Below are 22,855 nucleotides of genomic sequence, written 5' to 3'. Positions count from 1 at the left end.
CCCCTTATTTTAGTGCCCCTTCAATTGCTTTTTTCATATTGGCCCAAGCGGTCTCAGGATCAAGTTCACCACGGACAACTTTCGTCCAAGCTTCTTGTCCAAGAATGGTCTGTAGATCATTGAACTTGGCATTGTCCATCGGTGGAACAGCATTAGGAACGTTCTCTGCATAAGGCTTCAGTTCCGGATTCTTATCCAGAATGGCTTTAAAGGATTCATTAGTGGATAGGTCATCACGAGCAGGTGGCAGATTAGTTTGTTCGAACCACTTTGCATCGTTATTTGGGTCGGAATACACCCATTTGATGAATTCCAAGGCTGCTGCTTGTTGTTCCTTGGTAGCAGAAGCATAAATAACTAGCCCTTTGGTATCTGCAAAAGTTTTGGATGTTTTCGGATCTACACCATCAGGTACTGGAGGCATCGACAAGGTGTAGTTCTCGTTGTATTTCATATCTGGGAACTTCTCTACCCAGTTCTTAAAGGTCCAAGGTCCCAAGTCAATGAATAAGCTGGTACCTGTCTCAAAAGGATCAGCCACATTCTCTGCCAGAATCCCTTTGTTCTTGCGGAGATCATCGATAAATTGGAGTGTAGCTATACCTGCCTTGTCATCGCCAACAAATTTATCACCTTCAATGAATTTATTGCCGTTCGAAGCAGCATCGTAGATCATGAAGAAGTCGAACCATCTCTTCCAGGCAGTTGGATCGGCTAGATCAGCCTTGGCCCAGATGAACTTATCCGGGTATTTCTCCTTCAGCTTCATATTCAATTCCAGAATCTCACTATAAGTCTGTGGTGGCGCATCGTAGCCAAGTTCTTTCAGAAGATCCAATCTCCAGCCGAACAGCATGGCATTGGAGTAGATCGGAAGTACATATTGATGACCATCGGCAAATTTCCATGGCTCGATGGTACTCGTCATTTTACGTGTAGTGATGATATCGCTAAAGCCAGTTAAAGTGTCCAGAGGTACTAATGCTTTACTCGCTGATAACTGAGCAGCGAAGCCGCGATTGATATTCTCTGAAAGGGTTGGAGCACTTCCTCCGGCAATTGCTGCCTGGATAGTAGCCTCTGAGCTTGGGGATTCTTTAATGACACTAACATTAATCTTGACCTTTGCATTAGTCTTCTCATACGCCGTCGCCATTTCCTGCCAATAAGCCTGCTGTGTAGGGTTGGATGCCGCCCAGAATTCAATTGTGGTAACTCCGTCAACGGTTGTGGCTGCATTGTCTTTCTTAGATCCGCATGCAGCCAGCATGGAGAATACCATAATGATGGCAAACAGCCCGCAAATATTTCTTTTCACGATTGTAGACCTCCTCGTTCTTTCTGTTAGAGCAAGAATCTTTATAATGATATGCCCAGAGTTTGTAACGTTACAAAATGAGATTACCGAAACTCTGAAAGCGCTTGAATAACCTTATTATTGTGCATTACAGTCTATTTGTCAACCTCGATAGCATTATATAATACCCTATTTAACAAGATTATATTGTAACGTTACAAAAAATGTTGTAATCTAATAGTAGTCATTCTTTCCTGTAGTTTCTGCGGTTGTCTTTTTTTTATACCAATCCACACTAACTTTGAACGATGATAGAACTTGAAACCATGAGGTGTACTCCATGAAAGATAAAGTAACGATGCAGGATATTGCCGAACGGCTGAACCTTTCCAAGAACTCTGTTTCTCAAGCTTTGTCTGGCAAAGATGGAGTAAGCGAGGACACTCGTAAATTGATCGTGGAAACAGCGAATCAGATGGGATATGTATATTCATCCTCTCTCAGAAGCCCAGCCCCGGCAGCCCGGAGAGCGGGAACCATTGCGCTAATCGCTTCAGATTTCGCTTTTTCTATGAAGAGTTTTTTCGGGGAAATTTACTTAACAGTTGAACAAGAGGCAACCGCCAGAGGCATGAATCTACAGATTCAATCGATTAGCCAAAAAGCGGCGGAGCAATTATTAATCCCTGGAATTTTGCAAAATCCGTCCGTTGAAGGGGTGTTGATCTTATCCCATATCACAACCGACTATATTAATTCCATTATTGCAACAGGCAAGCCTACCGTACTGATCGACCATCACCACCCTTACATCCATGCAGACTCAATCCTGACCAACAACCGCTTCAGCGCTTTTGAGGCTATTCATCACCTGGCTCAGTTAGGTCATCGCAAGATCGGAATGCTCGGCAATACTTCTCTCTCGCCCAGCTACTATGAACGCTTCGAAGGCTTCCAGTTAGCGATGAATGAACTCGGTCTTCCTGTACGGGAGGAATGGATTCTCAGAGATGCCGAAGAAAGTGCCATCTACATGTTGAAATCCATACAATCACTGGAAGAGCAGCCTAGTGCTTGGTTTTGTATGAATGATGGCTTAGGCTTCCTGTTATGTTCTACACTTCAGCAGTTAGGAGTCCGGGTCCCTGAACAGGTATCTATCGTCAGCTTCGATAATGGCTATCTCTCTCAGATCTCTACGCCTACTATTACTACCATGGATGTGAATTTGAAACTATACGGACATAAGGCGGTCGAACAGCTGATGTGGCGAATCGACCATCCAAACGAACCCTTTACAGAGCTGCTACTGCCAACGAAGCTGCTGGTCCGCCAGTCGACGGGTCCTGCTCCGGAGTAAACAGGGGAATCTCAAACCGTACTGCAGTAGATTGATAACAGAAACAAGCAAGTCTCCAATATTCGGAAACTTGCTTGTTTTTTAGCTTTTTGTGATTTTAAATGTATTTTGTACAATAGAATTCATCTCGGCAAAATCAAATGGTTCCTAGCGCTTTAAATAGCAGGCAGCGATAAATGATGTATAAAATCCAAAATTCTCTACTCCAAACCACTATACATCGCTAAAATCATGTATTAAATCCAACTTTCACTCGCTGTAGCACCCCTAGCCACTGTAATCCTGTATTTTGTACAACATTGTAACTTTAAAGGAATACTTTTGGATGAAAAGTTGTAAAAAATACAGAATTCAGCAGCATCAAGCCTTCCCTCGGGGGTTCATAGATCATGACTTCCGCAAAGTTCTTCCTTTTCTTCTTCTGATCCAAAGAACAACAACTACTACCAATATTAAAGCTAAACCACTTGCAGCGATCACAATATTCTTGATATTGGGTATGTACACTTCCATTTGAATCGGCTTAGTATCTGCTAGCGTAATATGCCAGGTCAGAGTCCGGCCTTCCTGAACGGTCGCATTATTATCGCCAAACAGATCTATCGGCAGGGTTAATTTGAAATCAACAGCAAAGCTTTGCAGAAGTAGCCGAGCCAGCGACTTTGGAACGCCAAGAGAGCCTATATTATCCATGGCTTTATCGATGTAAACATTCATTTGAGGTTGGGCCTCAACGCTGTATTTGGTATACAACCATCTATTCTGCGTACTTACCTTGGTATCGATACCCTCCCATTTCCCTGAGAAAGACTTCATATCCTTAACGGAAGCATATGATTTCAGAAATTGATATTCTGTGGCTTTGCCGTCCTTGATCTTCTGGAGCGGAATGCCTGCTGCCTGCAGCTTGCTGACCAAAGAATCTTCTATCTTCCCGCTTAATAGGGCTTGTGTACTGGCATCCAACCGAAGTTTGAGCGCAACATCAATACTTCCATTCATGTGCACAGTGATATGAGCCGTGCCTTTGGCGCAGCCTGATAACAGCAGAAGCATGGAGAGCAGTCCTATAATGAGCCATAACAATCTTTTGTGCAAGACTACTTCCTCCTATTCCCAGCAGCAAAATTACTGTGACTCTACTAATAATCCGTTGTATGTTTATATTGCAAGATTATAACACGTGCTTCCTAAGTCTCCTATCCCTATAATAATCTGCCGAACACAGCAAAAAGAGCGCCTCCGCCTCACTACCCGCGGAAACGCTCTTTTCATGTGACACTATTTTCCCTGCATGCTGCCCTGCTTCTTCAAACCTACTACAACTCTACCATAGCCTTGATAACCTTCTCTTCCGGCAGCAGCCAACTGTCGAAATGAGATATCATCTCCCCGAACGGCACGCGGTGCGTAATGTATGGCTCCACATGAATGGTTCCGCTCTTCAGCGCTGCCATCACCTGATCGAAATCCTCCAGCGTCGCATTCCGGCTGCCCATGACCGTCATTTCCCGTTTATGAAACTCCGGATCATTGAAGGTAATGTCCTCGCGGACCAGTCCGACATAAACCAGCTTGCCGCCATGGCCTACGTATCTGAACGCATCCGTCATCGAGCGTTGATTCCCGGTAGCATCGAACACTATTGTAGGGTAGTCTCCGCCCGTAATGCTGGCAATTTGTTCGCTTGGATTCTGGCCTGCGTTGACGGTATAATCTGCCTTCGCCCATTTCCGGCAAAAGTCCAGCCGCTCCTCATTGAGATCCATGGCAATCACCGTAGCCCCTCTTTGCTTGGCAAAAGCCATCACCCCGAGGCCAATCGGCCCCGCTCCAATGACAAGCACAACCTCGCCGGCGCGCAGCTCGGATCTGCGTACCGCATGCATGCCAATACTGAACGGCTCAAGCAGAGCGCTTTGATCCAGCGTTAAGCCGTTGGTCTGGATGAGATGGCTTAGCGGCACGGATACCCGTTCTCTCATGCCACCATCAATGTGCACCCCGAACACCTGCATATCCGTGCAGCAGTTGGTTTTTCCATTGCGGCAGGCGATGCATTTCCCGCAGTGCATATAAGGAATAATACTGACCTGATCGCCGATCCGCAGACCCAGATCATTGTCGCCGATCTCCTCAATTATGCCAGCCAGCTCATGGCCCAGAATTCGCGGATATGTAAAGAAGGGCTGCTTGCCTTTATAGGCATGCAGGTCAGTTCCACAGATGCCAATGCGTCGAATGCGTACCAGCGCAGACCCTTGACTAAGCTCAGGTTCCTCCATCTCCTTGAATATAAAAAGATCCGGCTGCTCACACACAATACTTTTCACGTTCCACCACTCCGCTCTGTTTGGATTTATTTCTACTGCAGGTTATATTCCGTTCTTCCGCTCGGCCAGGTAAGATTATGAATCGGCTGCAGAATCTCCAGCACCTCTTGTAGAAGCTCTTCATTCATAGGTTCATCTGTCCAAGCGATGTTATTGGTGATATTCACTACACTGCCCGTACTAACCAGAGTGGTTGGGATTTGCTCATTCGCCACCGAGAATTGGACGGCCAGCTTGGCTAAGTCCTCTCCTTGGGCCGCACAATGCGCAGCAGCCAGCTTGCAGACCCGTTTCAGCTCTTCAGGTGCTGGATGCCACTCCGCTACAGGTCTTGTGCTAAGCAGACCCATCGAGATAGGTGAAGCACTCACAAGTCCAACACCTTTTTGCTGCAGCAGCGGTAATATATTAAGCAAGGAAGTATCATTCAGCGAATAATGACAATAGGAGAGAATCACATCCAGCTCAGCCTTAGCCAGTGTTTGCTCAAATACATGCAGTGGCAAGCCGGAAACACCGACAAATCGGGCCTTCCCCTGCTCCTTCAAGCGATACAAGGCCGGAATTGCCTCTTCGATCACCTGTTGAAAAGGGACAAACTCCATATCATGCAGCAGCAAAATATCTACATAATCCGTCTCCAACCGCTTCAGACTAGCTTCTAAGCTGGCCGTGATATGCGCTGCTGTATAATTAAATTCCTCCGCGCCGATCCGGCCTGCCTTCGTAGACAATAAGAATTGATCCCGGGACAAGCCCTTAATCGCTTTGCCCAGTACCGCTTCGGCCTTGGTCAATCCATAATAAGGAGACACATCGATATAATTAATGCCCTGCTCTACTGCGGTATGGACGGTGCGAATGCCTTCCTCTTCGTTAATGTCTCTGAATACGGAGCCCAGTGATGAAGCCCCAAAGCTTAGGACGGAAACGTCCAATCCGGTTGCACCCAGCGGTCTGTATTTCATTCGTTCATACACTCCTTAAGATAGAATTATAGAATGACACCATCTTTAAAAATCGCAATCTCGCGAAAGCCATTCAACTCGTTTCTGGTATACTCTTCACCCGAGGCCAGCCGTATCACATACTCTGCGAATTCGGCAGAGACGTCCTTCATATCTGCTCCTTCTACAAGCTTGCCAGCATTGAAATCGATCCACTTTGGCTTGCGTACAGCAAGTCCACTGTTGCTGGCGATCTTGATCGTCGGCACAGGGCCGCCGAAAGGAGTACCTCGGCCAGTCGTGAACAGCACCAGATGGGCACCCGCAGCGGTAAGCGCGGTCACGGAAACGAGATCATTACCGGGACCCTGCAGCAGGCTCAGTCCCGTTTGAGTGACCCGCTCTCCGTAGGCTCGCACATCGGTCACGATGCCGTGTCCGCCTTTTTGCGTACACCCAAGCGACTTCTCCTCAAGCGTACTGATTCCCCCCGCCTTGTTGCCCGGCGACGGATTCTCATAGATCTCCTGATCATGCTTCAGGAAATATTGCTTGAAGTCATTAATCAACTCTACAATCTGCCCGAATACCTCGGCATTGGCCGCGCGGTTCATCAGAATCGTCTCGGCTCCGAACATCTCTGGAACTTCGGTCAGGATAGCCGTCCCCCCTTCCGAGATCAACCAGTCGGAGACAGCACCCACCAATGGGTTCGCCGTAATCCCGGACAGCCCGTCCGAACCGCCGCATTTCAACCCAATCTTCAGCATAGATAGAGGCAGCGGCTGACGAGTAAATGTCTCGGCATAATCTACCAGTTCACCAAGCAGCTCCAATCCAGACTCTATCTCATCCTCTACCTCCTGCGCCTTCATGAATTTGATTCGTCTCGGATCAAATTCGCCCAGTTTCTCCTGAAAAGCATCAATCTGGTTGTTCTCGCAGCCGAGCCCCACCACCAGCACACCCCCTGCATTCGGATGTAATGCCAATGAAGTTAGCAGTTGCTGGGTATACCCATGATCATCGCCCAGCTGAGAGCAGCCGTAGGGATGAGAGAAGTAATGAATGCCGTCGATATCGCGGCTCTGGTACAGGGCGTTCCCACGATTCGCCAGAATCTCGCTTGTTTTATTGATGCAACCCACCGTATTGATAATCCAGATTTCATTGCGGATTCCAGCTTCACCATTGCTGCGCAAGTAGCCCTGAAACGTCCGGCCAGAGCTTTGCGTCGGAGCAGTCCATTCAGTTGCCACCGTTGGCTGGTAGGCGTAATCCAGAATCCCTTTCAAGCCGGTACCCAAATTATGATGGTGCACCCAATCTCCGATCAACAGCTCACTTTTGGCTTTGCCAATAGAGTAGCCGTATTTGAACACATCGTCACCCGTCTGCCGAGGGTGTATCGCTATTTTATGACCACTCGGCACATCCTCTAATACGATTAAAGAACGAAGCCCGCCTGGCCCTTGCTCTCCAAAAAGAATCTCTTCACCCTTCAGGAAATCCTTCAGCGCAATAATGACATCATCTTTTTCGTGCAAAGAAATCCACTGCTTCATAGGAGCTTCCCTCCAGTTCTTCTAAGTAATAAGTAATCGCTTCTACCAATCCTTCAATCCGGCCTAAGCTGCTGCCCCACAGATCCTCATTGTTCAATAACATGGCTACCGTATCGACCAAGGCTCTGCCCTCTGCGCCGTGCCAAGTTGCTGCGAGGATAGACAGAAGTGCTGGATCATCATGCAATGGGTACTTTTCACCCAGTAAGGTTGTCCCTTGGAACCCCGTCGCTGTCTCTTGCACCTTATAATAGCGCAGCAGACCCGCCAACCCTTGAATTAGACGTTCTGGCAGTCCGCGGCCCAGTTCCACATATGCCTCGATGGAAGGCAGCAGCCGAACCTTGAATTTCGCGAGGCTGTTTAGCGCGATATCGGCAAGATTATGCCGAATAAAGGGATTACTGAATCGTTCATAGACACTTTCCGCATATAGAAGCAGCTCCGAGGGTTCCAGCGACGTTGTCCTAGACATCGACGGAATAATCTCCTGCTCTACAGCAGCTGCTACATAAGCACCAAATTTCGCATGCTCCATAACTTCTCTTACATGAACCAAGCCATGCAGTAGAGCCAGTGGAGTCATCAAGGTATGCGCGCCGTTCAGAATACGCACCTTTCGCTGCTGAAAAGGCCGGAGATCCTGCACCCAATGCACATTCAGCCCGGATTTCTGCAGTGGCAGCTGCTGCTCCAGCTCAACTTCGCCTTCAATGGCCCAGAAATGATAAGGCTCGGCCACATTCAGCAGCTCATCACGGTAGCCCAATTTGGCAAACCAGGCCTCAGCTTCACTCTCAGGGTAACCGGTTACGATCCGATCCACCAGGCTGTTCAGGAAGCGATTATCTCGCTCTACCCATTCCATAAAATCTGTAGAAAAACCCCAATCCTGACTGTACTGCAGCACACAGCGCTTCAATTCATCGCCACCTCGCTCCAGCAATTCGAGTGGCAGAATCAGCAGACCCTTACCAGGATCACCCGCAAAAGCAGTAAATCGCTTGTGCAGCAAATAGGCCAGCTTTCCGGGATAAGACTCCATTGGTGTTCCTTCCACAAGCAACTCTGGACGGTAGATCAAACCTGCCTCCGTAGTATTCGACACTATAATCTCAAGCTCCGGGCTTTGACCTAGACTCAGAAAGTCCTCCCAGTCCTGATAAGGATCAATCGCACTGGACACCACCGGAATGACCTCGGACTTCTCCACCAACTTTCCTTGCTCCAGACCGCGAATAACCAAAGTATATAGACCATCCTGCATCTTGAGTGTCTCCAGCTTGGAGCTTCCTGAACGCCGGGGCTGGCATATAGCTACACCGCCCTCGAAATTCCCCTGCTTGCGGCACTCGTTGATCATCCAGTCGAAGAAACCGCGCAAAAAGTTTCCTTCGCCAATTTGCAGTATTTTTACCGGTGTACGCCTGACCTCTTCGGCACCTTGGCGATCCGTGCTCTGCAAGCAGGACAGCTTCAATCTCTGCTCCACTATATCCAATCCCATGCCTTCAGCTCCATTTCGTATCAGTTATAGTAATCTATAGAAATCAGCCGCATTCCGCCCGAATAGAGCTTCTCGCTTCTCTTGTGTGTACTCATCTGGCAGCCCTCGCTCCAGCACTTCCATCACTTCATCGTAGCTTGCGGACAGCAGACATACCGGCCAATCGCTGCCGAACATCACCCGCTCAGACCCAAAGCAGTGCAGCACATGTCTGATATAAGGTAGGAAATCTGCCTCCTGCCAGCTATCCGGATCAGCTTCGGTCACCATGCCGGAGAGCTTGCAATAGACATTCGAGTAAGTGGCTATTTCACTAAGCTGGCTGCTCCATGGTTCCCATACGCCATTCGCAATCGGCGGTTTGGCTATATGATCCATTACGCAGCGCAGATGCGGCACCCGTTCCAGCAGCTTCACCACCGGGCCTAATTGGTTTGCAGTCACCAGCAAATCCACACAACTATTCCGATCTGCCAACCATTTAACCGCTTCCATATATGCTGGTTCAAGGATCACATTCGCATCCTCCAGCTCCTGAATCATGAGGCGAACTCCCAGAAACTTGGGATGCTTGCTGAACCGCATATAATGCTCCCGATAAGCAGGATCTGTCAGATCCAGCCAACCCACAACTCCAACGACTCGCTCCGACTGATCGCTGAGGGAAAGGATATATTCTGTTTCAGCGAGTGTTGGCGCTGCTTGAACGACGATACTCCCGTCTATTCCATGCTTCTCCAAATGGGGTAGCAAATGCTCCGGCAGGTAATCCCGATATAACAGCGGCAACTCAGGTGTGATCCAGCCGTAGTCTCCCCGTTCAATCCTCCAGAAGTGCTGATGGGAATCAATGCGCATGTTAGCTTAGCCTCCTTGTTTTTGCTATCCTGCAATGAGTCTCTATGTACTTTATATTAGCAGCAATAATAAATATTAAAATAACTTATTTATGCAGGATTGTACTCTTTTTTGATATTTGTTATGCTATTTTCAAGAAAACAACGAAAGGATTACAGTAATGGAGCCCATTCGTAAGCAGTTTCATTCCGATGCGACCTTTCCTTTTGACATCGTATACAAAGACACCAAACAATCCATCGACGAGCTCCCGCATCATCTTCATGAGTGGTGCGAGCTGATTTATGTTTACAGCGGCACGGGTAATTTTTTTATTGATCAGACTCTTTATGATATGCACGCCGGAGATCTGTTCATCATCCCTGAAGATACAATCCATCGGGCCTTTCCGGATGCAGCCAATCCGGTCACCTCAACGGCGATTTTCTTTAATCCAGTATTCGTAAGACCGTCTTTAATCGGCGATCCTTTCTCATACCTGCACGCCTTTGAGCAGAGCAAGAAGCGCAAAAGCTATAAGTTCGCCTGCCCTCCTTCCTTTCAGACGCAATTGGAACAGCATCTGGAGCAAATCTGTGAGGAAATGCTTACGAAACGCAGCAGCTACCGGCAAGCCATTGTGCTGCATCTCCAGTATATTTTGTTTGGACTGATCAGGGAAACGGAACCAGAGCATCAGCCGGAGCTGACTGGCTCCCATTACGGTCCTTTATGGATGCAGGAAACATTGCGGGATATTGATATGCGCTTGTTCGAGGATATTGGTCTGGCGGTGCTGGCGAAACAGGCGGCAGTAAGCGCGGCACATTTCAGCCGTGTCTTTAAGCAGCTAACAGGCATGAATGTGACCCACTATATCACGACCAAACGAATTATTCATGCCAAAGAGCTGCTCCGTGTAAGCGATAGCAGCGTAAGCAGCATTGCCATGTGCTGCGGCTTTGAGAGTCTGCCGCATTTCTACCGTGTGTTCAAGAAGATTACCGGAGCAACACCTACGGAGTATAAAAAGCAGCAGGAGTAAGGGTGGGTGAACAGCAAATGGGCTAGCTTGGATTATCCAAGCTAGCCCCAAGCGATGACGAATTCGAGCGAACGATCAACGAACAAACCTACAGAGCCTGAATAGTTGCAGATCAAATCTGGCGGACTATAGAGCCTTTATTTCACATTTGAGGGGGTATGGGAACAGGAAGTGGACTCAGACGACGCTATTGAAACAAACAAGGCTTCTTTTAGGAAGAAATAGGGGCAATAACGTCCCTGGTGTCCGTCAAACTCCCAAATCGCCTGATTTTGAACAAATAGGAGCTTCTGAGTCCGGTTCACTGGGTAAACCTCTGATTTTGAGTGAAGCTCAGTCCTGACTGGAGAAAGTGCTACTAAGTCAAATCCAGCTTGATAACGGCACTCGATCGGTTAGGCGTTCTATTAGAATACCTTTTGGAAGTCGGCTTCATCCTCCGCCGCAAAGATGGCGAATTGTTTGGTCAACAGATTGGCTTCCAGCTTCGCTTCGTTGCCTTCATTTTTCCAAGTAATGATCAGCTCATGGGTATTGATCTGCTCAACCGTAATATCCCCATTAAAGGCCGGGCAGCTGTTTCTGAATTTCAATAATTGGAACAGGCGCTGCACAACCGGACGTTCGACCTCGGCCTCAATTTCATCCCGCGTATAATAATGGCGGTTGATGTTCCGTCCCTCTTTTGAACTCTCCAACAGCTCAATATCATTCTCACCCGCCAACAGGCCCACATAATAAATCTGCGGAATTCCCGGTGCAAAGCATTGAATTGCCCGCGCCAACAGGTAAGCTTGATCGTCATTGCCCAGTGCAGAATAATACGTGCAGTTAATTTGATAGATATCGAGATTGTTGTAAGCTTCTGTGCTGTATATCTTCTTCACGTTTGCTCCCTGGTTATATAAGCTTTCCCTTGTCATTTCAGCTTCTTCGTCGGATAACAGATCCTTGACATCGACCACACCAATACCATCATGGGTATCCAGCGTAGTGAACTGCTGTCTTGGACAGATCTCCAGCCAATGTACCAGCCGGTGCACTTGTCCACTATACAAAGCATGTAAGACAAGCATAGGTAATGCAAAATCATAGACATAATAATTTTGGTCGGCAATTTTTAGCTGGATACTATAATGTTCATGAATTTCCGGTAGAACCGTTACGCCATAAGGCGCAACAACCTCTGCGGAATATTTCAGCATGTCCCAGATCTCCGGTTCCACGAAGAAGCAATTGGTGCCGATCTTTTTGTTGGCGTAGGCAAAAGCATCCAGTCGGATAATCGAGGCTCCTTTGTCCGCAAGAAAGGTCAGATTGTCTTTGACAAATTTCTTTGTCGTGTCTGTGGTTACATCAAGATCAATTTGCTGCTCATCGAAGGTACACCAGACCTTTTCACTAGTGCCATCTTTAAAAGTAAGCTCGGCATAAGGGGCACGCGGTTTGCGTTTATAGATCAGATCCACATCCTCCTGCGTCGGTTCGCCGCCAGGCCAGAAATCTTTATATCGGATGAATAAATCTGCATAGGGGGAAGCATCCTTCCGCTCAAGAAAATCCTGCACATACGGAGACTGCCGGGAAATGTGATTGATCATGAAATCATACATCATATAGAACTTCTGGCTCATCGCTTCCACTTTCGCCCAGTCGCCAAAAGCAGGTTCTACTTTGGTATAATCCATCGGCGCAAATCCCCGATCACCTGAAGAAGGATAAAAAGGCAATAGATGAACCCCACCGACTACACCCTGCAAATGCTTGTCCAGCACTTCATTTAATTCTTGTAGGTTTGCGCCCAGGCTGTCTGCATAGGTGATCAGCATGGCTTCATTCTTGATCTGCATGTTGAAGTTCCTCTCTAAGTGAACTATTCATTTATTTTATGTCAAACGTTTTCATACGAATCATATCATATATAAAAGGATATATTCATCAAATAATTTTGTTATTACACATTTTTATGGTAACGTTATTATATTAGGATTGAAGATAATGTACAGCTTAAATGAAACGAGGATGAGGGTATGGCTAGTATTAAGGATGTGGCCAAAGAGGCAGGAGTTTCTGTGACTACCGTGTCCAGAGTAATGAATAACCGGGGATATCTCAGTAAAGAGGTCCGCAAAAAAGTAGAGAAAGCCATTGAGGTGCTTGATTATCATCCCAATCAAATTGCGAGAGCGTTGCAGAAGAATCAATCCTTCTTCATTGGGATCATAGTGCCTGATTCCAACCATCCTTTCTTTTCCGATCTGATCAAATATGTAGAAATAAGCGCCAATGAACAGAACTATAAGCTGTTGATCTGCAATTCTCTGGAGGACCCTCAGAAGGAAGCCCATTATATTAGCATGTTGCGCCAGAATCAAGTCGATGGTATCATCATGTGCAGCCATACGATGAATATTGAAAGCTATCAGAAGGTTGACTTGCCGATCGTTTCCTTTGACCGCTTCATTGCTGCCCATATTCCGTGTGTGGGTTCAGATAATTACCGCGGAGGCGAGCTTGCTACAGAGCACCTTATACAGCTTGGCTGTAAACGATTGCTGCATATCTCTGGTCCACTGGATTTGGATGTTCTGTCCAATCGGCGGCGGGATGCTTTTGTTATTACCTGTATGAAACATGGTCTAGATTACGATATAATCGAGGGTGCTCATAATAAGCTGACCTTTGATTATTTCTGGTCCTTTATCACGGAGAACCTCTCTCCGGATAAACTTCGTACCTATGACGGTATCTTTTGCAGTAATGATATCGCCGCTTATGCCTTATTTATTTATGCCGAGCAGCAGGGGATTCGGGTGCCAGAGCAGCTGAGGATTATCGGTTATGACTATCATAGCTTTACACGTATGCTGCAAAATCCGAAATTAACGACCATCATGCAGCCTAGTGAGCGAATCGGAAAGACGTTAACCAACACATTGATTCAAATGATTGAGCACAAGAGCGGAGAGCTGATTAACAACATCACGGTGGATGTAACGCTGATACAAGGGGATACCACTTGATTTGAGTTTGGAAGATCACGCTGACGAAAGCGTTGAAGAAGGAGAAATCACAAGTGGGACAAATTGTTGTATTATATGGGCCCTCTGCATCCGGCAAAACACAGATTCAACAACAACTGACCAGTCCGCAGCTCCCCAAAATTATTACAGCAACGACCAGGGAGCCAAGAGCAGGTGAAGTTGATGGGGTTCATTATTGGTTTCTGGACAACCAGCAGTTTCTGGACAAAATGGAGCAGAATGCGCTAGTCGAATGGACAAATTATAACGGACATTATTACGGAACGCTGCGTTCGAGCATTGAGGAGGTCATCTCCGGGCCGTACAATGCCAACATTATCTTGGATCTTTCTGGCGTGCTGGCGCTGCAAAAATATTATGCGCAGCATATTACTGCCATTTATATTGGAGCTGATCTTTCCAGCTTAAGCCGCCGGCTTGCGGAGAGAGGCAGTGACCTCGCTGAAGTCGCTGCCAGACTCCAAAAAGCGGAGGAAGAAGAGCTGAACAGCCGTTATATGGAGACTGCCAATGCAGTTGTTTGGAACAACGACGGGACTGATTTTGCCGAGACGTTAAGTCAGGTGAAGAAGGTTATTGCTGAGTTTGAGGGGTGAGCACTAACATGGAAAATGTATCCAATACAGATAAATTGGAATCAATCAAATCCTTCCAATCGACAATCCGTAAATCCGAAAAGGCCTTGGCTCAGATGACTGAGAAAGGCGCAAATACTACCTTATTAATGAAACGACTCAAAGCTCTTAACATCGGCTTAGCCATGCTAGAGAACGTTTGGAATCAAAGACCCCATCATTACTCCCAGGAAGAACTAGCCGAAGCCCATAATGTTCTTATTAGTTTATTCCCATCAATGGAGAACATTTATGCTAAGTCAAAGGCTGGTAGTCCTCAAAGAACGCTTTTAGAAAGAAGAATTAAAGCATTGGAATTAGCTGTTCAATCTACCTTTGCACCATAGGAGCGTAAAAAAAGGACCGCTTGTTCTCTGTCCATTCGTGCACCTTTTATATCTTTAATATCCAGCGATTTCAAATCAACTCCATCCAGATTGGCACCTCTTAGATCAGCACCCTGCAGTTTGGCTCTGCTGAAAATTACCCCCGTCAGGTCACAGTCCCTTAAGTCAGCCTTCGCCAAATCAGAGTCCGTAAAATCAGCTTCATAGAATCGAATCCCTCGCAAATCCTGTTTGCCCAATTTGGTATGCCTCAGATTCGTATAAGACCAGTCACCATCACTCAGCGTAATTCCATCCATTTGCGCCCCGGAGAAGTCCGATCCAGTCATTTTACAAGAGATAAATTTGGAGACGAAGAGATTAGCACCACTAAATTTACAGTTCTCAAAAGCTGATTCCGTGTGAATAGAGGCATTTAACGAAGCACCTTTAAAGTCACATTCAATAAATCGGCAATTGCTTGTATCTATTTCTTCCATTGAAGTACTCATAAATGTGCAATTCTTGAATATACAGTGTAAAATTTCTCCATAGCGCAAATCCTGCCCATCAAAATGTATGTCTACAAATTCCTTATCCTTGTGTTGATACATAGTTTCCTCCGACATAAGTAATATTTCTCCCAACGCTTTCCCCAAAATATTTACCGGTGTAACTCATTCCTCCGAACAATGTGGCTATTCTTCAAATTTAATTGTATCACATGGATGTCAATACTAATTACCAAAAAAATGTTAATTAAATTGATTTGAAATATTAATTAATTTCACAAAAACGTTAATTGGATAAATTTTCAAATTATTCGCCCTTCATTAGCAAGACTCGCAACCGATAAAGATAAGTAACCTTCTTTAGGGAACAGTGGAATATGAAAATAGGAGAGATTAGACATCATGGGGAAAAATGCAGGGTTATTTCACAGAATCAGAAATATTTCTTTACGGGTAAAGCTCCCAGCTTTAATCAGCTTACTGGTAGCTGTGGTTCTTCTCGCGACATCCATTACAACTTACATGTTCTCATCCGATTTATTACTGAGAAAGAGTAAAGATGAAATCAATGCAAATGCTGACCGCATAGCTGAAGGTCTTTACACTGCGATACAGTTGCAAGAACAGACAGCTTATTTGATTTCAGTTCATAATACATTCCAACAATTGTTACAATTACGAGCACAAGGCACAATGTCTGACCCAGACTTTTTATCGTCTAGCAATCCTTATTTCAACAAATCGAATGAACTTCTCCTCAAAAGCTTAGAAGGAACAAGAGGAAATGAGTCTATGTTGGTGCTGGATGCCAAAGGAACGATTATTGCAGGAACAAAGACTGAGAATATCGGTTTATCCCGATCAGATCGCGAATACTTTACAGAAGCCATGAAAGGGAAATCATTTATCAGTGATGCTATTGTATCTAAAAGTAGCGATGTATTATTGCTGGCTTTCTCTCAACCCATCATAGATAAAGAGGGAAAGGTACTAGGAGTATTTACCATGACAGTAAATAGCGCTTTTTTTGTAGATAAATTAAGTGAAATCAAAATTAATGGTCAAGGGAAGATTGAGATACTGAGTCGTGGTGGAATTATACTATATAACAGTACTGATCCATCCAGAAATGGACAAAGCCTCGGAGACAGTCCGGAAATTATAGCATTCCTAGCCGATAGAGCACTCGGGGAGATTAAAATACAAACAACTGATATAGGTAATGACTATCTTCGAATCAACAAAATTCCAAATGCCGACCTGATAATTTCAGTTATTGATTCATACGATGATATCAACCGTCCTATTCAGGATATGTTTGCGAAGATGTTAATGGTTACTCTTGTAGCTATTATTGTGGCGATAGGCTTTGGATTACTGCTATCCCGTTATATTACAAATCCGATTCTGAGCTTAACTAAGCTGTTCAAACAATTAGCTCAAGGCGATTTAACCGTTACAGCTAGTGGGAAGTATGATAGTGAGTTCAAAGATTTAGCCGACAGCTTTAATGGAATGGTGGCCCAAACTAGAGATTTAATTATCAATATGAACAAATCTATTGCGGTACTCAATGCCAGCACGAATGAGCTTGAGGAGTCTTCTAAGCAGACTGCTCAATCTATCAACGAAACTTCTGTTACCTCAATGGAAATTGCCAAGGCTATGGAATCACAATCCAATGATACAGAGCAAATAGTAGATAAGTTCTATGGATTTGGCGAGAAATTTGTTGCGATGAACGACAATTCCCAATTGGTTAGGGAACGAGCGGAGGAAATTGTCGAGGTATTCCATACAAGCAATCAAGTCGTTGAGGACCTTATTCAAATTAATGATAAGAATGAACAGGAAGTTCACAAAATCTCGGAAATCACACTCAAACTTCATGAAAGCTCTAACAACATCAGCACGATTACAGGAGCAATCAGTGAAATTGCAAACCAAACTAATTTGCTTGCCCTTAATGCTTCTATCGAGGCGGCGAGAGCGGGGGAATATGGTAGAGGGTTTGCTGTTGTTGCTTCTGAAATTCGGAAGCTTGCTGAGCAAAGTTCGAAGCAATCGAATGAGATCAACTTCATTATCCAACAGAATCTTTCGTTTGTAGCTGAGAATAACCAAAGTGTGACGGAAATCCACAACATCTCCATTCAGCAGAATGAGCTTGTGGGTCAAACCCAAGCTGCATTCAGAATCATTCTGGAAAAAATTACAGAAATTACGGATCAAATTAAAGCGATGGCAAACGAGGTCGCCCATATGGAGAAAGATAAAAATGAGGTTCTGGAGTCGGCACAAAGCCTTTCGGCTTCAGGAGAAGAAGTATCTGCATCAATTGAGGAAGTCACCGCTACGATGATGGAGCAATCCGCTACCGTTCAGCAACTGGCTGATATGGTTGAAACGATTGATCATCTGACGAGAGAGCTTGGAGAAGCGGCAGCTAAATTCAAAGTGGAATAACGTATACACCAAGAGGCCATTACTCCTGTACAAAGGAGAATGGCCTCTTTTCTGTATAAAAAATGTTACTCTATCCATTCCACCGAACCTTTCCGCATACGCTCCGCAACAGCTAACGCATGTGACCGCATATTAAACCGCTCTAACATGTCGATATACGCCTGATAATTCTTCTGGTTATACGGATCTTTCGCGCAGAGCAACTCATAATACTCGATGCTTCGATAATAATCGCCCTGTGCGGCGAAATAATCAGCTAAGCGGTTGAGAATCTGCAAATACTTCAGACGAATGCGCTCACGTTCAACTTCAATAAAAGGCTCATACCTGTATTCCTCCAGTAAATCGCCTTTATAACACTGCTCTGCACGAATAAGCTCCTGAATCCCATCTTGATTTAACTCACTTTCACGACATAATTCCAAAAAGGTAATGAAATCAAGATTCATCCGAGGGATATGAAGATAATAAAGACCTTCGGTATGCCCTATATAATTGGAATTACGCCCCGATTCGCGACCCGGTTCAAGCGTACTCCTTAACACAGATAAGGCTACATATAATTGATTCTGCGCTGCCTCAAGCGCTTGATCCTTGAAGAGTTCCTCAATCAGCAGATCCTGGGGGATTCTCATGCTATGATTCACGAGCAGAAAGAGCAGCAACCTCAAGCTTGCTTTCCGTTTGATCAGAATCGGCTGCTGATTAAATATAATCTTGAGCGGACCGAGCGCCTCGATACTAAGCAGGGGTAAGACATCCGGCTCAACAATCGAAATCTTCCGCTGTAGTTGTTCTTGCTTGTAGCGCTCCATTATCCAGGGATAATGATTCTGTTGGCACAGCTCGGTCATTTCAAGCCATTTAAGCTGCGCGGCTTCCGAAGCCTGCTTATGCAGCAACAGCTCGTACTGAGCGGCTACAACTTGTGTTAAATGAAACTTATAGGATTTTGAAGCTAGATAAGCCTTTTCCAGACTATGAGCTGCAGTCTCCCACTGTCCGCCCCGCATATAAGCCCTTGCCAAATGCAGGTTGGCAAAGCCGATATCATAGACAAAACCAAACTCTTCAGCTATTGCCACCGCTTTTTGCGCCCAATGAATCGCTGCCGCGGATTCATTATTCAGACTATAAAATTTACTCTTACCACAATAAAGAAACAAATTCAGCGTATCATCATTGCGTGACCCGCCTTCGAAAGCTTTATCCAGATATTCGACAGCCTGCGAAGCACCTTCCTCGATCAGAACATCGGCCATCCCACTCAAGGCGTAGAGGTGGAAATGCTCCGTACCTGCCGACTCTGCCAGAAATAAGCAGCGCTGAGCACAAGCTTTGGCCTCCGCAATCCGGTTCATATTCAGTAGAACATCCGCTAGAATATTTAAGTTCAACATGATCATATGCCGGTCTTGCACCTGCTCAAAGATAAGTAGCGCTGCCTCGAACAATTGCTGGGCTCGTTCCAAATCACCAAGCAGCATATAGATGCCTGCTAATTGCTGCTGCACCATCGCTACCCATATATATTGCTGCTTGCTCTCCAGATTGGCCAAACTTTGCTCCAATGGCTGAACCAGATTTTGCAGGATAGAAAGTGGGATACAGCGATACAGAAAGATGGAAGAAGCAATCGATTGGTAGGCAAAAAATTCCTCCAGCCAATTTTCAATTAAGACAATAAACTGCTGTGGCTGGTAGCGAATTTCCAGACTTTTCATCAATCGTCCAGCATTCACAAAATCTCGGCCTAAGATCGCATGGGCAAAGGCATGAAAAAACTGAAAGTTCTGCTCATAAATCACACTAAGTTTACGATGATCCTGATCTCTCTCGCTGCGGCTGGTTTCTTTGCGATACTGTTCGAATAGAAAAGAACGGAATAATTTATGGTATCTAAATAGACCTTCCTTGTTCTTATAGATAAACATGAAACGTTTGGTCAGATATTCTGGAACGTCCTGCTTGAAGGATTTCAAATACTGCTCAATAACTACGTTATCCAGCTCTCTCAAGATACTTGTCTTCAGCAGAAATCGCTTGATTTCCGGCTGCTGCAGATCCAATACTTCACTCGCCAGATAATCATAAAGATGCGGAATCACCGGAAATCGACTCCACATACGTACACGGTCCTCTTTATCTCTCTCTTGAATCGCATCGCGAATAAGCTCCAGGCTAGCCGGCCAGCCTTCTGTCTTATGGTAAATAAGCTCGACTTCGTAGTCCTCTAACGGGGCAGCGTTCATACCCAGAAAGAAATCAGCGATTTCACTCTGCGTAAAGGCAAGCTCCAGATTCGTAATTGCCGCATAATTACGGCGTACTTTATAAGCTGCATAAGGCAAAGATAGAAGACTCTGCCCGATGAATATGAAGGTTATGTTCGGAGAGGTTTCACGCAGCAAACTTTCTATAATATCGAGAATATCTTTAATAGGCTGGATAACTTGTACATCATCAAACACTATGTGTAGCCTACCCGACCAATTATTTAACCTGACAATAATTCCTGACAATTCCTCTTGATTCGTTTCCGGTAGAACCGGTTTGGACTCTGGAAGATTCATATGTTTACAGAGGGCCGCCTGCAAATGTGTGATAAAAGTATGGGCAAAACGGTCGCTTTCACGCAACTGAACCCAAATGGCAGGTAAACTCCGCTCCAAAATGTAACTGGAGATCAAGGTTGTTTTGCCATAACCAGGTTCACTGACGACCGTCATCAGCTTCACCTGCCGATGCTTATCCAGATGTTCATAAAGACGATTTCGGGGCAAATAAAAGGAATGAATATCCAAGCGTCACTCACCTCACTGTTCTTGCCTAATTCGACATAGCCCCACCAAAAACCTTTGCAGGACCGTCGAGGGATAGGGATCATATGCGAGGACTGAATTTGCTAAGACATCCATTCGCTTCTGGACTAGATTATACGAATTGGGGATGCAATTTCCTTACAGCCTTAAAGGCATCGTCTGCAACGTTCAAGGTATAGAGAATGTCTTCATCCGTTAAAGCGGCATTAATAAAGTGGTTATGGTGATTCGTGAAGAAGACACCACGCTGCACACAGGCCGCAATCCATTCCTGATGTATGATCTGGCTCTCATCATCGGTGATTCTCATATACCACATCGGTAGCTCTCCGCTGATGTTCAGATTAAAGCTATGCGTTCTAGCTACATCAACCAAACCTTCCGTCAGCTTTTTGCCAATTTCATATAAGCGCTTGGGCGCATCGATTTCTTTCAATTTCTTCAGCGTAGCGATTCCAGCGGCGAACGGGACGGCCGAGAACCAATAGCTGCCGGTATAGAACACTGATGACGCGGCACTTTTTAGAGCATCGATCCCGCAGAGAGCCGAAACATTATAGCCATTAGCGAGCGCTTTGCAGAAACAGATCAAATCGGCCTTGAAGCCATAATAATGGTCAGAGCCCGCCAGATCCAGCCGGAAACCGCATCGTACATCATCAATTACCAAGACAATGCCATGTTTCGTACAGAGCGCCCGTACCTTGCTCCAATACTCCGCCTCCGGCAGCTCATTATCCACAAAATTGCCCTGGAAATAGGGACTTGCCATGAAGCAGGCAATTTGCCCGGGATGACGGCTGACCAGCTCTTCAAGCTGTTGATAGTTATTCCAATCGACATATAAATTGTTCGAAATATCGGCCTCAGCGATACCGGGATTTCCAGGCAGCTTCGTCCAGGCAGCAACACCGTGATAACCCTTATTCACAAAAACCGCTTTGGTTCGACCGGTTGCGGCACGAGCAATCATCAAGGCAAAGCTCGTCACATCCCCACCATTTTTAGCGAAAAAAGCCCAGTCCGCACTGTCCACGGTGTCGACAAGCTGCTCCGCGAATTCGACCATTGTTGCTGAAGGCAGTGTTACACAGTCACTCAATTTAGCTTGTTCTCTGGCTGCATGATCGATATCTTCATCGCGATAGCCCAGAATGTTGGGTCCGTATGCACACATATAATCAATAAAGCGATTGCCGTCAACGTCCCAGAGATGGGCTCCTTCCGCATGGCTGGAGAAGAACGGAAAGGCACTCGGCGGAACCATACTGCCCTCGACGGGACCCAGATGTCCGTATACACCTGCGGGAATCACTTTCATTGCCCTTTCAAAGAGCTTTCTGCTATTGGCGTACGTGTAGGTTTCCATATCTTCTCTCCTCTTTTCATTCATCCGGGGGATTTATACAAATGCAGGTACTTTAGCCAAAATATCATTCATGTGCTGGATCATCGGCAACATGCCTTTTAATAGCAGATTCTCTTTGACGATCAGCTCATGTACATTCACCTTCTCACTTAATACGTCATTGGCCGCTTGAATTGTATCGAAGATCATATATGCGCGTGGGGTTAACGAAGTGCTAGTCATCGCTTTCAGCACCCCATTCTTACAGAGCAGGAAGACCTGTTGTCCACTCTCCTGAATCGAAATGGAGATCACACCATCCGGGATTCTCTGCGCAATCTTTTGTCCGACCGTATCATAATTCCCGATGCATGCGACAGCAAAAGCCGCTGTATTGAGCAGCAATTGGGTATGAATATCAAAATATTCTGGCTCCATCAGCCGTTCATCACTGGGCTTCAAATAGTATTCCAGCCTTTTCGTAAGTGCAGTAAACTCTTTAGTGAGGAAGCTGAGTCTGGTGAAGCCCTGTAAAGGGATCGGAGTTGCCTTGCCGTCAATCATTCGATTGAAATGTTCGGTGGAGCGGAAATACAGCTTGATCGGACGAACTCCGGCTGTTTCACTCATCTTGCAGGTTCCCTCCGCAAACAGTAGATACGCCGACGGCCCACCCTGGATTACAAATTGGATGGAAAGCTGTTTGCCACGAATAAGAAACATGGATTGCGGATCTAAGCGGCATAATTCCTCAAGGTTTCTTAGAACCGCATAGAGATTGATTGCTGCTTTGGTGTAGCTGACCGACACATAGATTCCTCCCTTTTCAACC

General features: G+C 45.8%; 18 protein-coding genes. 6 read left to right on the top strand and 12 right to left on the bottom strand.

Features of this window, described 5'->3' with window-relative positions; all coding sequences use genetic code 11:
- Positions 1-4: 4 nt before the first annotated feature.
- Positions 5-1,270 (bottom strand): extracellular solute-binding protein, encoded by a 1,266-nt coding sequence (locus tag GJB61_RS26140; protein ID WP_229522460.1) that lies wholly within the window; start codon positions 1,268-1,270, stop codon positions 5-7.
- A 367-nt stretch (positions 1,271-1,637) separates the two neighbouring features.
- Here GJB61_RS26140 and GJB61_RS26135 point away from each other — a divergent pair, with 367 nt between their 5' ends.
- Positions 1,638-2,657 (top strand): LacI family DNA-binding transcriptional regulator, encoded by a 1,020-nt coding sequence (locus GJB61_RS26135; RefSeq protein WP_154121977.1) that lies wholly within the window; start codon positions 1,638-1,640, stop codon positions 2,655-2,657.
- A 387-nt stretch (positions 2,658-3,044) separates the two neighbouring features.
- Here GJB61_RS26135 and GJB61_RS26130 read toward each other — a convergent pair whose 3' ends face one another.
- The 6 genes from GJB61_RS26130 to GJB61_RS26105 all read right to left on the bottom strand — a co-directional run bounded on the left by GJB61_RS26130 (position 3,045) and on the right by GJB61_RS26105 (position 9,867).
- Positions 3,045-3,755, bottom strand: coding sequence for a hypothetical protein (locus GJB61_RS26130; RefSeq protein ID WP_154121976.1), 711 nt, complete (start codon positions 3,753-3,755; stop codon positions 3,045-3,047).
- Between the two features lie 221 nt (positions 3,756-3,976).
- Entirely contained in the window at positions 3,977-4,990 is a 1,014-nt protein-coding gene (locus GJB61_RS26125) for a zinc-binding alcohol dehydrogenase family protein (protein WP_338116133.1), read from the bottom strand.
- Between the two features lie 32 nt (positions 4,991-5,022).
- Positions 5,023-5,958, bottom strand: coding sequence for an aldo/keto reductase (locus tag GJB61_RS26120; RefSeq protein WP_154121975.1), 936 nt, complete (start codon positions 5,956-5,958; stop codon positions 5,023-5,025).
- Positions 5,959-5,984: 26 nt separating this feature from the next.
- The gene (locus tag GJB61_RS26115) at positions 5,985-7,502 is read right to left on the bottom strand and encodes a UxaA family hydrolase (RefSeq protein ID WP_154121974.1); all 1,518 of its coding nucleotides are present in this window, start codon (positions 7,500-7,502) and stop codon (positions 5,985-5,987) included.
- Positions 7,468-9,009: a tagaturonate reductase gene (locus GJB61_RS26110; protein ID WP_154121973.1), complete on the bottom strand. Its 1,542-nt coding sequence runs from the start codon at positions 9,007-9,009 to the stop codon at positions 7,468-7,470. The genes GJB61_RS26115 and GJB61_RS26110 overlap by 35 nt, the downstream gene beginning before the upstream one ends.
- A 24-nt stretch (positions 9,010-9,033) precedes the next feature.
- On the bottom strand, positions 9,034-9,867 hold the full coding sequence (locus tag GJB61_RS26105; protein ID WP_154121972.1) for an amidohydrolase family protein: 834 nt from the start codon (positions 9,865-9,867) through the stop codon (positions 9,034-9,036).
- A gap of 160 nt (positions 9,868-10,027) precedes the next feature.
- Between GJB61_RS26105 and GJB61_RS26100 the strand changes: the two genes are divergently transcribed.
- A complete protein-coding gene (locus GJB61_RS26100; protein ID WP_154121971.1) occupies positions 10,028-10,891 on the top strand; it encodes an AraC family transcriptional regulator in 864 nt (287 codons plus the stop codon).
- 407 nt (positions 10,892-11,298) lie between these two features.
- On the opposite strand, the gene gtfA is transcribed toward GJB61_RS26100, so the two are convergent.
- On the bottom strand, positions 11,299-12,741 hold the full coding sequence (gtfA, locus tag GJB61_RS26095) for a sucrose phosphorylase (RefSeq protein WP_154121970.1): 1,443 nt from the start codon (positions 12,739-12,741) through the stop codon (positions 11,299-11,301).
- Between the two features lie 180 nt (positions 12,742-12,921).
- On the opposite strand from gtfA, the gene GJB61_RS26090 reads away from it, so the two are divergent.
- Genes GJB61_RS26090 through GJB61_RS26080 form a run of 3 tightly spaced genes read left to right on the top strand, consistent with a single transcriptional unit; the run spans position 12,922 to position 14,896 of the window.
- Positions 12,922-13,914, top strand: a complete 993-nt coding sequence (locus tag GJB61_RS26090) for a LacI family DNA-binding transcriptional regulator (RefSeq protein WP_154121969.1) — start codon at positions 12,922-12,924, stop codon at positions 13,912-13,914.
- A gap of 53 nt (positions 13,915-13,967) precedes the next feature.
- On the top strand, positions 13,968-14,531 hold the full coding sequence (locus GJB61_RS26085) for a hypothetical protein (protein ID WP_195724483.1): 564 nt from the start codon (positions 13,968-13,970) through the stop codon (positions 14,529-14,531).
- Positions 14,532-14,539: 8 nt separating this feature from the next.
- Entirely contained in the window at positions 14,540-14,896 is a 357-nt protein-coding gene (locus GJB61_RS26080) for a hypothetical protein (RefSeq protein ID WP_154121967.1), read from the top strand.
- On the opposite strand, the gene GJB61_RS26075 is transcribed toward GJB61_RS26080, so the two are convergent.
- Complete coding sequence (locus GJB61_RS26075; RefSeq protein WP_154122071.1) at positions 14,875-15,489, bottom strand: pentapeptide repeat-containing protein; 615 nt, start codon at positions 15,487-15,489, stop codon at positions 14,875-14,877. The two genes, GJB61_RS26080 and GJB61_RS26075, sit on opposite strands and share 22 nt — an antisense overlap.
- 300 nt (positions 15,490-15,789) lie before the next feature.
- Between GJB61_RS26075 and GJB61_RS26070 the strand changes: the two genes are divergently transcribed.
- The gene (locus tag GJB61_RS26070; RefSeq protein WP_154121966.1) at positions 15,790-17,853 is read left to right on the top strand and encodes a methyl-accepting chemotaxis protein; all 2,064 of its coding nucleotides are present in this window, start codon (positions 15,790-15,792) and stop codon (positions 17,851-17,853) included.
- A 65-nt stretch (positions 17,854-17,918) separates the two neighbouring features.
- On the opposite strand, the gene GJB61_RS26065 is transcribed toward GJB61_RS26070, so the two are convergent.
- The 3 genes from GJB61_RS26065 to GJB61_RS26055 all read right to left on the bottom strand — a co-directional run bounded on the left by GJB61_RS26065 (position 17,919) and on the right by GJB61_RS26055 (position 22,833).
- Positions 17,919-20,657 carry an AfsR/SARP family transcriptional regulator gene (locus GJB61_RS26065; protein ID WP_154121965.1) on the bottom strand — a complete coding sequence of 913 codons (2,739 nt, stop codon included), beginning with the start codon at positions 20,655-20,657 and terminating at the stop codon, positions 17,919-17,921.
- 130 nt (positions 20,658-20,787) lie between these two features.
- On the bottom strand, positions 20,788-22,044 hold the full coding sequence (locus GJB61_RS26060) for an aminotransferase class III-fold pyridoxal phosphate-dependent enzyme (RefSeq protein WP_154121964.1): 1,257 nt from the start codon (positions 22,042-22,044) through the stop codon (positions 20,788-20,790).
- A gap of 33 nt (positions 22,045-22,077) precedes the next feature.
- The gene (locus GJB61_RS26055; protein ID WP_154121963.1) at positions 22,078-22,833 is read right to left on the bottom strand and encodes a hypothetical protein; all 756 of its coding nucleotides are present in this window, start codon (positions 22,831-22,833) and stop codon (positions 22,078-22,080) included.
- Positions 22,834-22,855 lie beyond the last annotated feature (22 nt).

Origin of the sequence: Paenibacillus monticola, assembly GCF_009664975.1 — a bacterium.
In the GTDB taxonomy this organism is placed as follows: domain Bacteria; phylum Bacillota; class Bacilli; order Paenibacillales; family Paenibacillaceae; genus Paenibacillus_AQ; species Paenibacillus_AQ monticola.
The sequence above is the reverse complement of the archived record's forward strand: the minus strand, read 5'-3'. Positions and strand labels throughout refer to the sequence as shown.

Bases quoted from the DNA above. Each gene is read 5' to 3' on its own strand.
- GJB61_RS26140 (WP_229522460.1), bottom strand. From the start codon at position 1,270: ATGCTGGCTGCATGCGGATCTAAGAAAGACAATGCAGCCACAACCGTT.
- GJB61_RS26135 (WP_154121977.1), top strand. From the start codon at position 1,638: ATGAAAGATAAAGTAACGATGCAGGATATTGCCGAACGGCTGAACCTT.
- GJB61_RS26120 (WP_154121975.1), bottom strand. From the start codon at position 5,958: ATGAAATACAGACCGCTGGGTGCAACCGGATTGGACGTTTCCGTCCTA.
- GJB61_RS26115 (WP_154121974.1), bottom strand. From the start codon at position 7,502: ATGAAGCAGTGGATTTCTTTGCACGAAAAAGATGATGTCATTATTGCG.
- GJB61_RS26110 (WP_154121973.1), bottom strand. From the start codon at position 9,009: ATGGGATTGGATATAGTGGAGCAGAGATTGAAGCTGTCCTGCTTGCAG.
- GJB61_RS26105 (WP_154121972.1), bottom strand. From the start codon at position 9,867: ATGCGCATTGATTCCCATCAGCACTTCTGGAGGATTGAACGGGGAGAC.
- GJB61_RS26100 (WP_154121971.1), top strand. From the start codon at position 10,028: ATGGAGCCCATTCGTAAGCAGTTTCATTCCGATGCGACCTTTCCTTTT.
- gtfA (WP_154121970.1), bottom strand. From the start codon at position 12,741: ATGCAGATCAAGAATGAAGCCATGCTGATCACCTATGCAGACAGCCTG.
- GJB61_RS26090 (WP_154121969.1), top strand. From the start codon at position 12,922: ATGGCTAGTATTAAGGATGTGGCCAAAGAGGCAGGAGTTTCTGTGACT.
- GJB61_RS26080 (WP_154121967.1), top strand. From the start codon at position 14,540: ATGGAAAATGTATCCAATACAGATAAATTGGAATCAATCAAATCCTTC.
- GJB61_RS26075 (WP_154122071.1), bottom strand. From the start codon at position 15,489: ATGTATCAACACAAGGATAAGGAATTTGTAGACATACATTTTGATGGG.
- GJB61_RS26070 (WP_154121966.1), top strand. From the start codon at position 15,790: ATGGGGAAAAATGCAGGGTTATTTCACAGAATCAGAAATATTTCTTTA.
- GJB61_RS26060 (WP_154121964.1), bottom strand. From the start codon at position 22,044: ATGGAAACCTACACGTACGCCAATAGCAGAAAGCTCTTTGAAAGGGCA.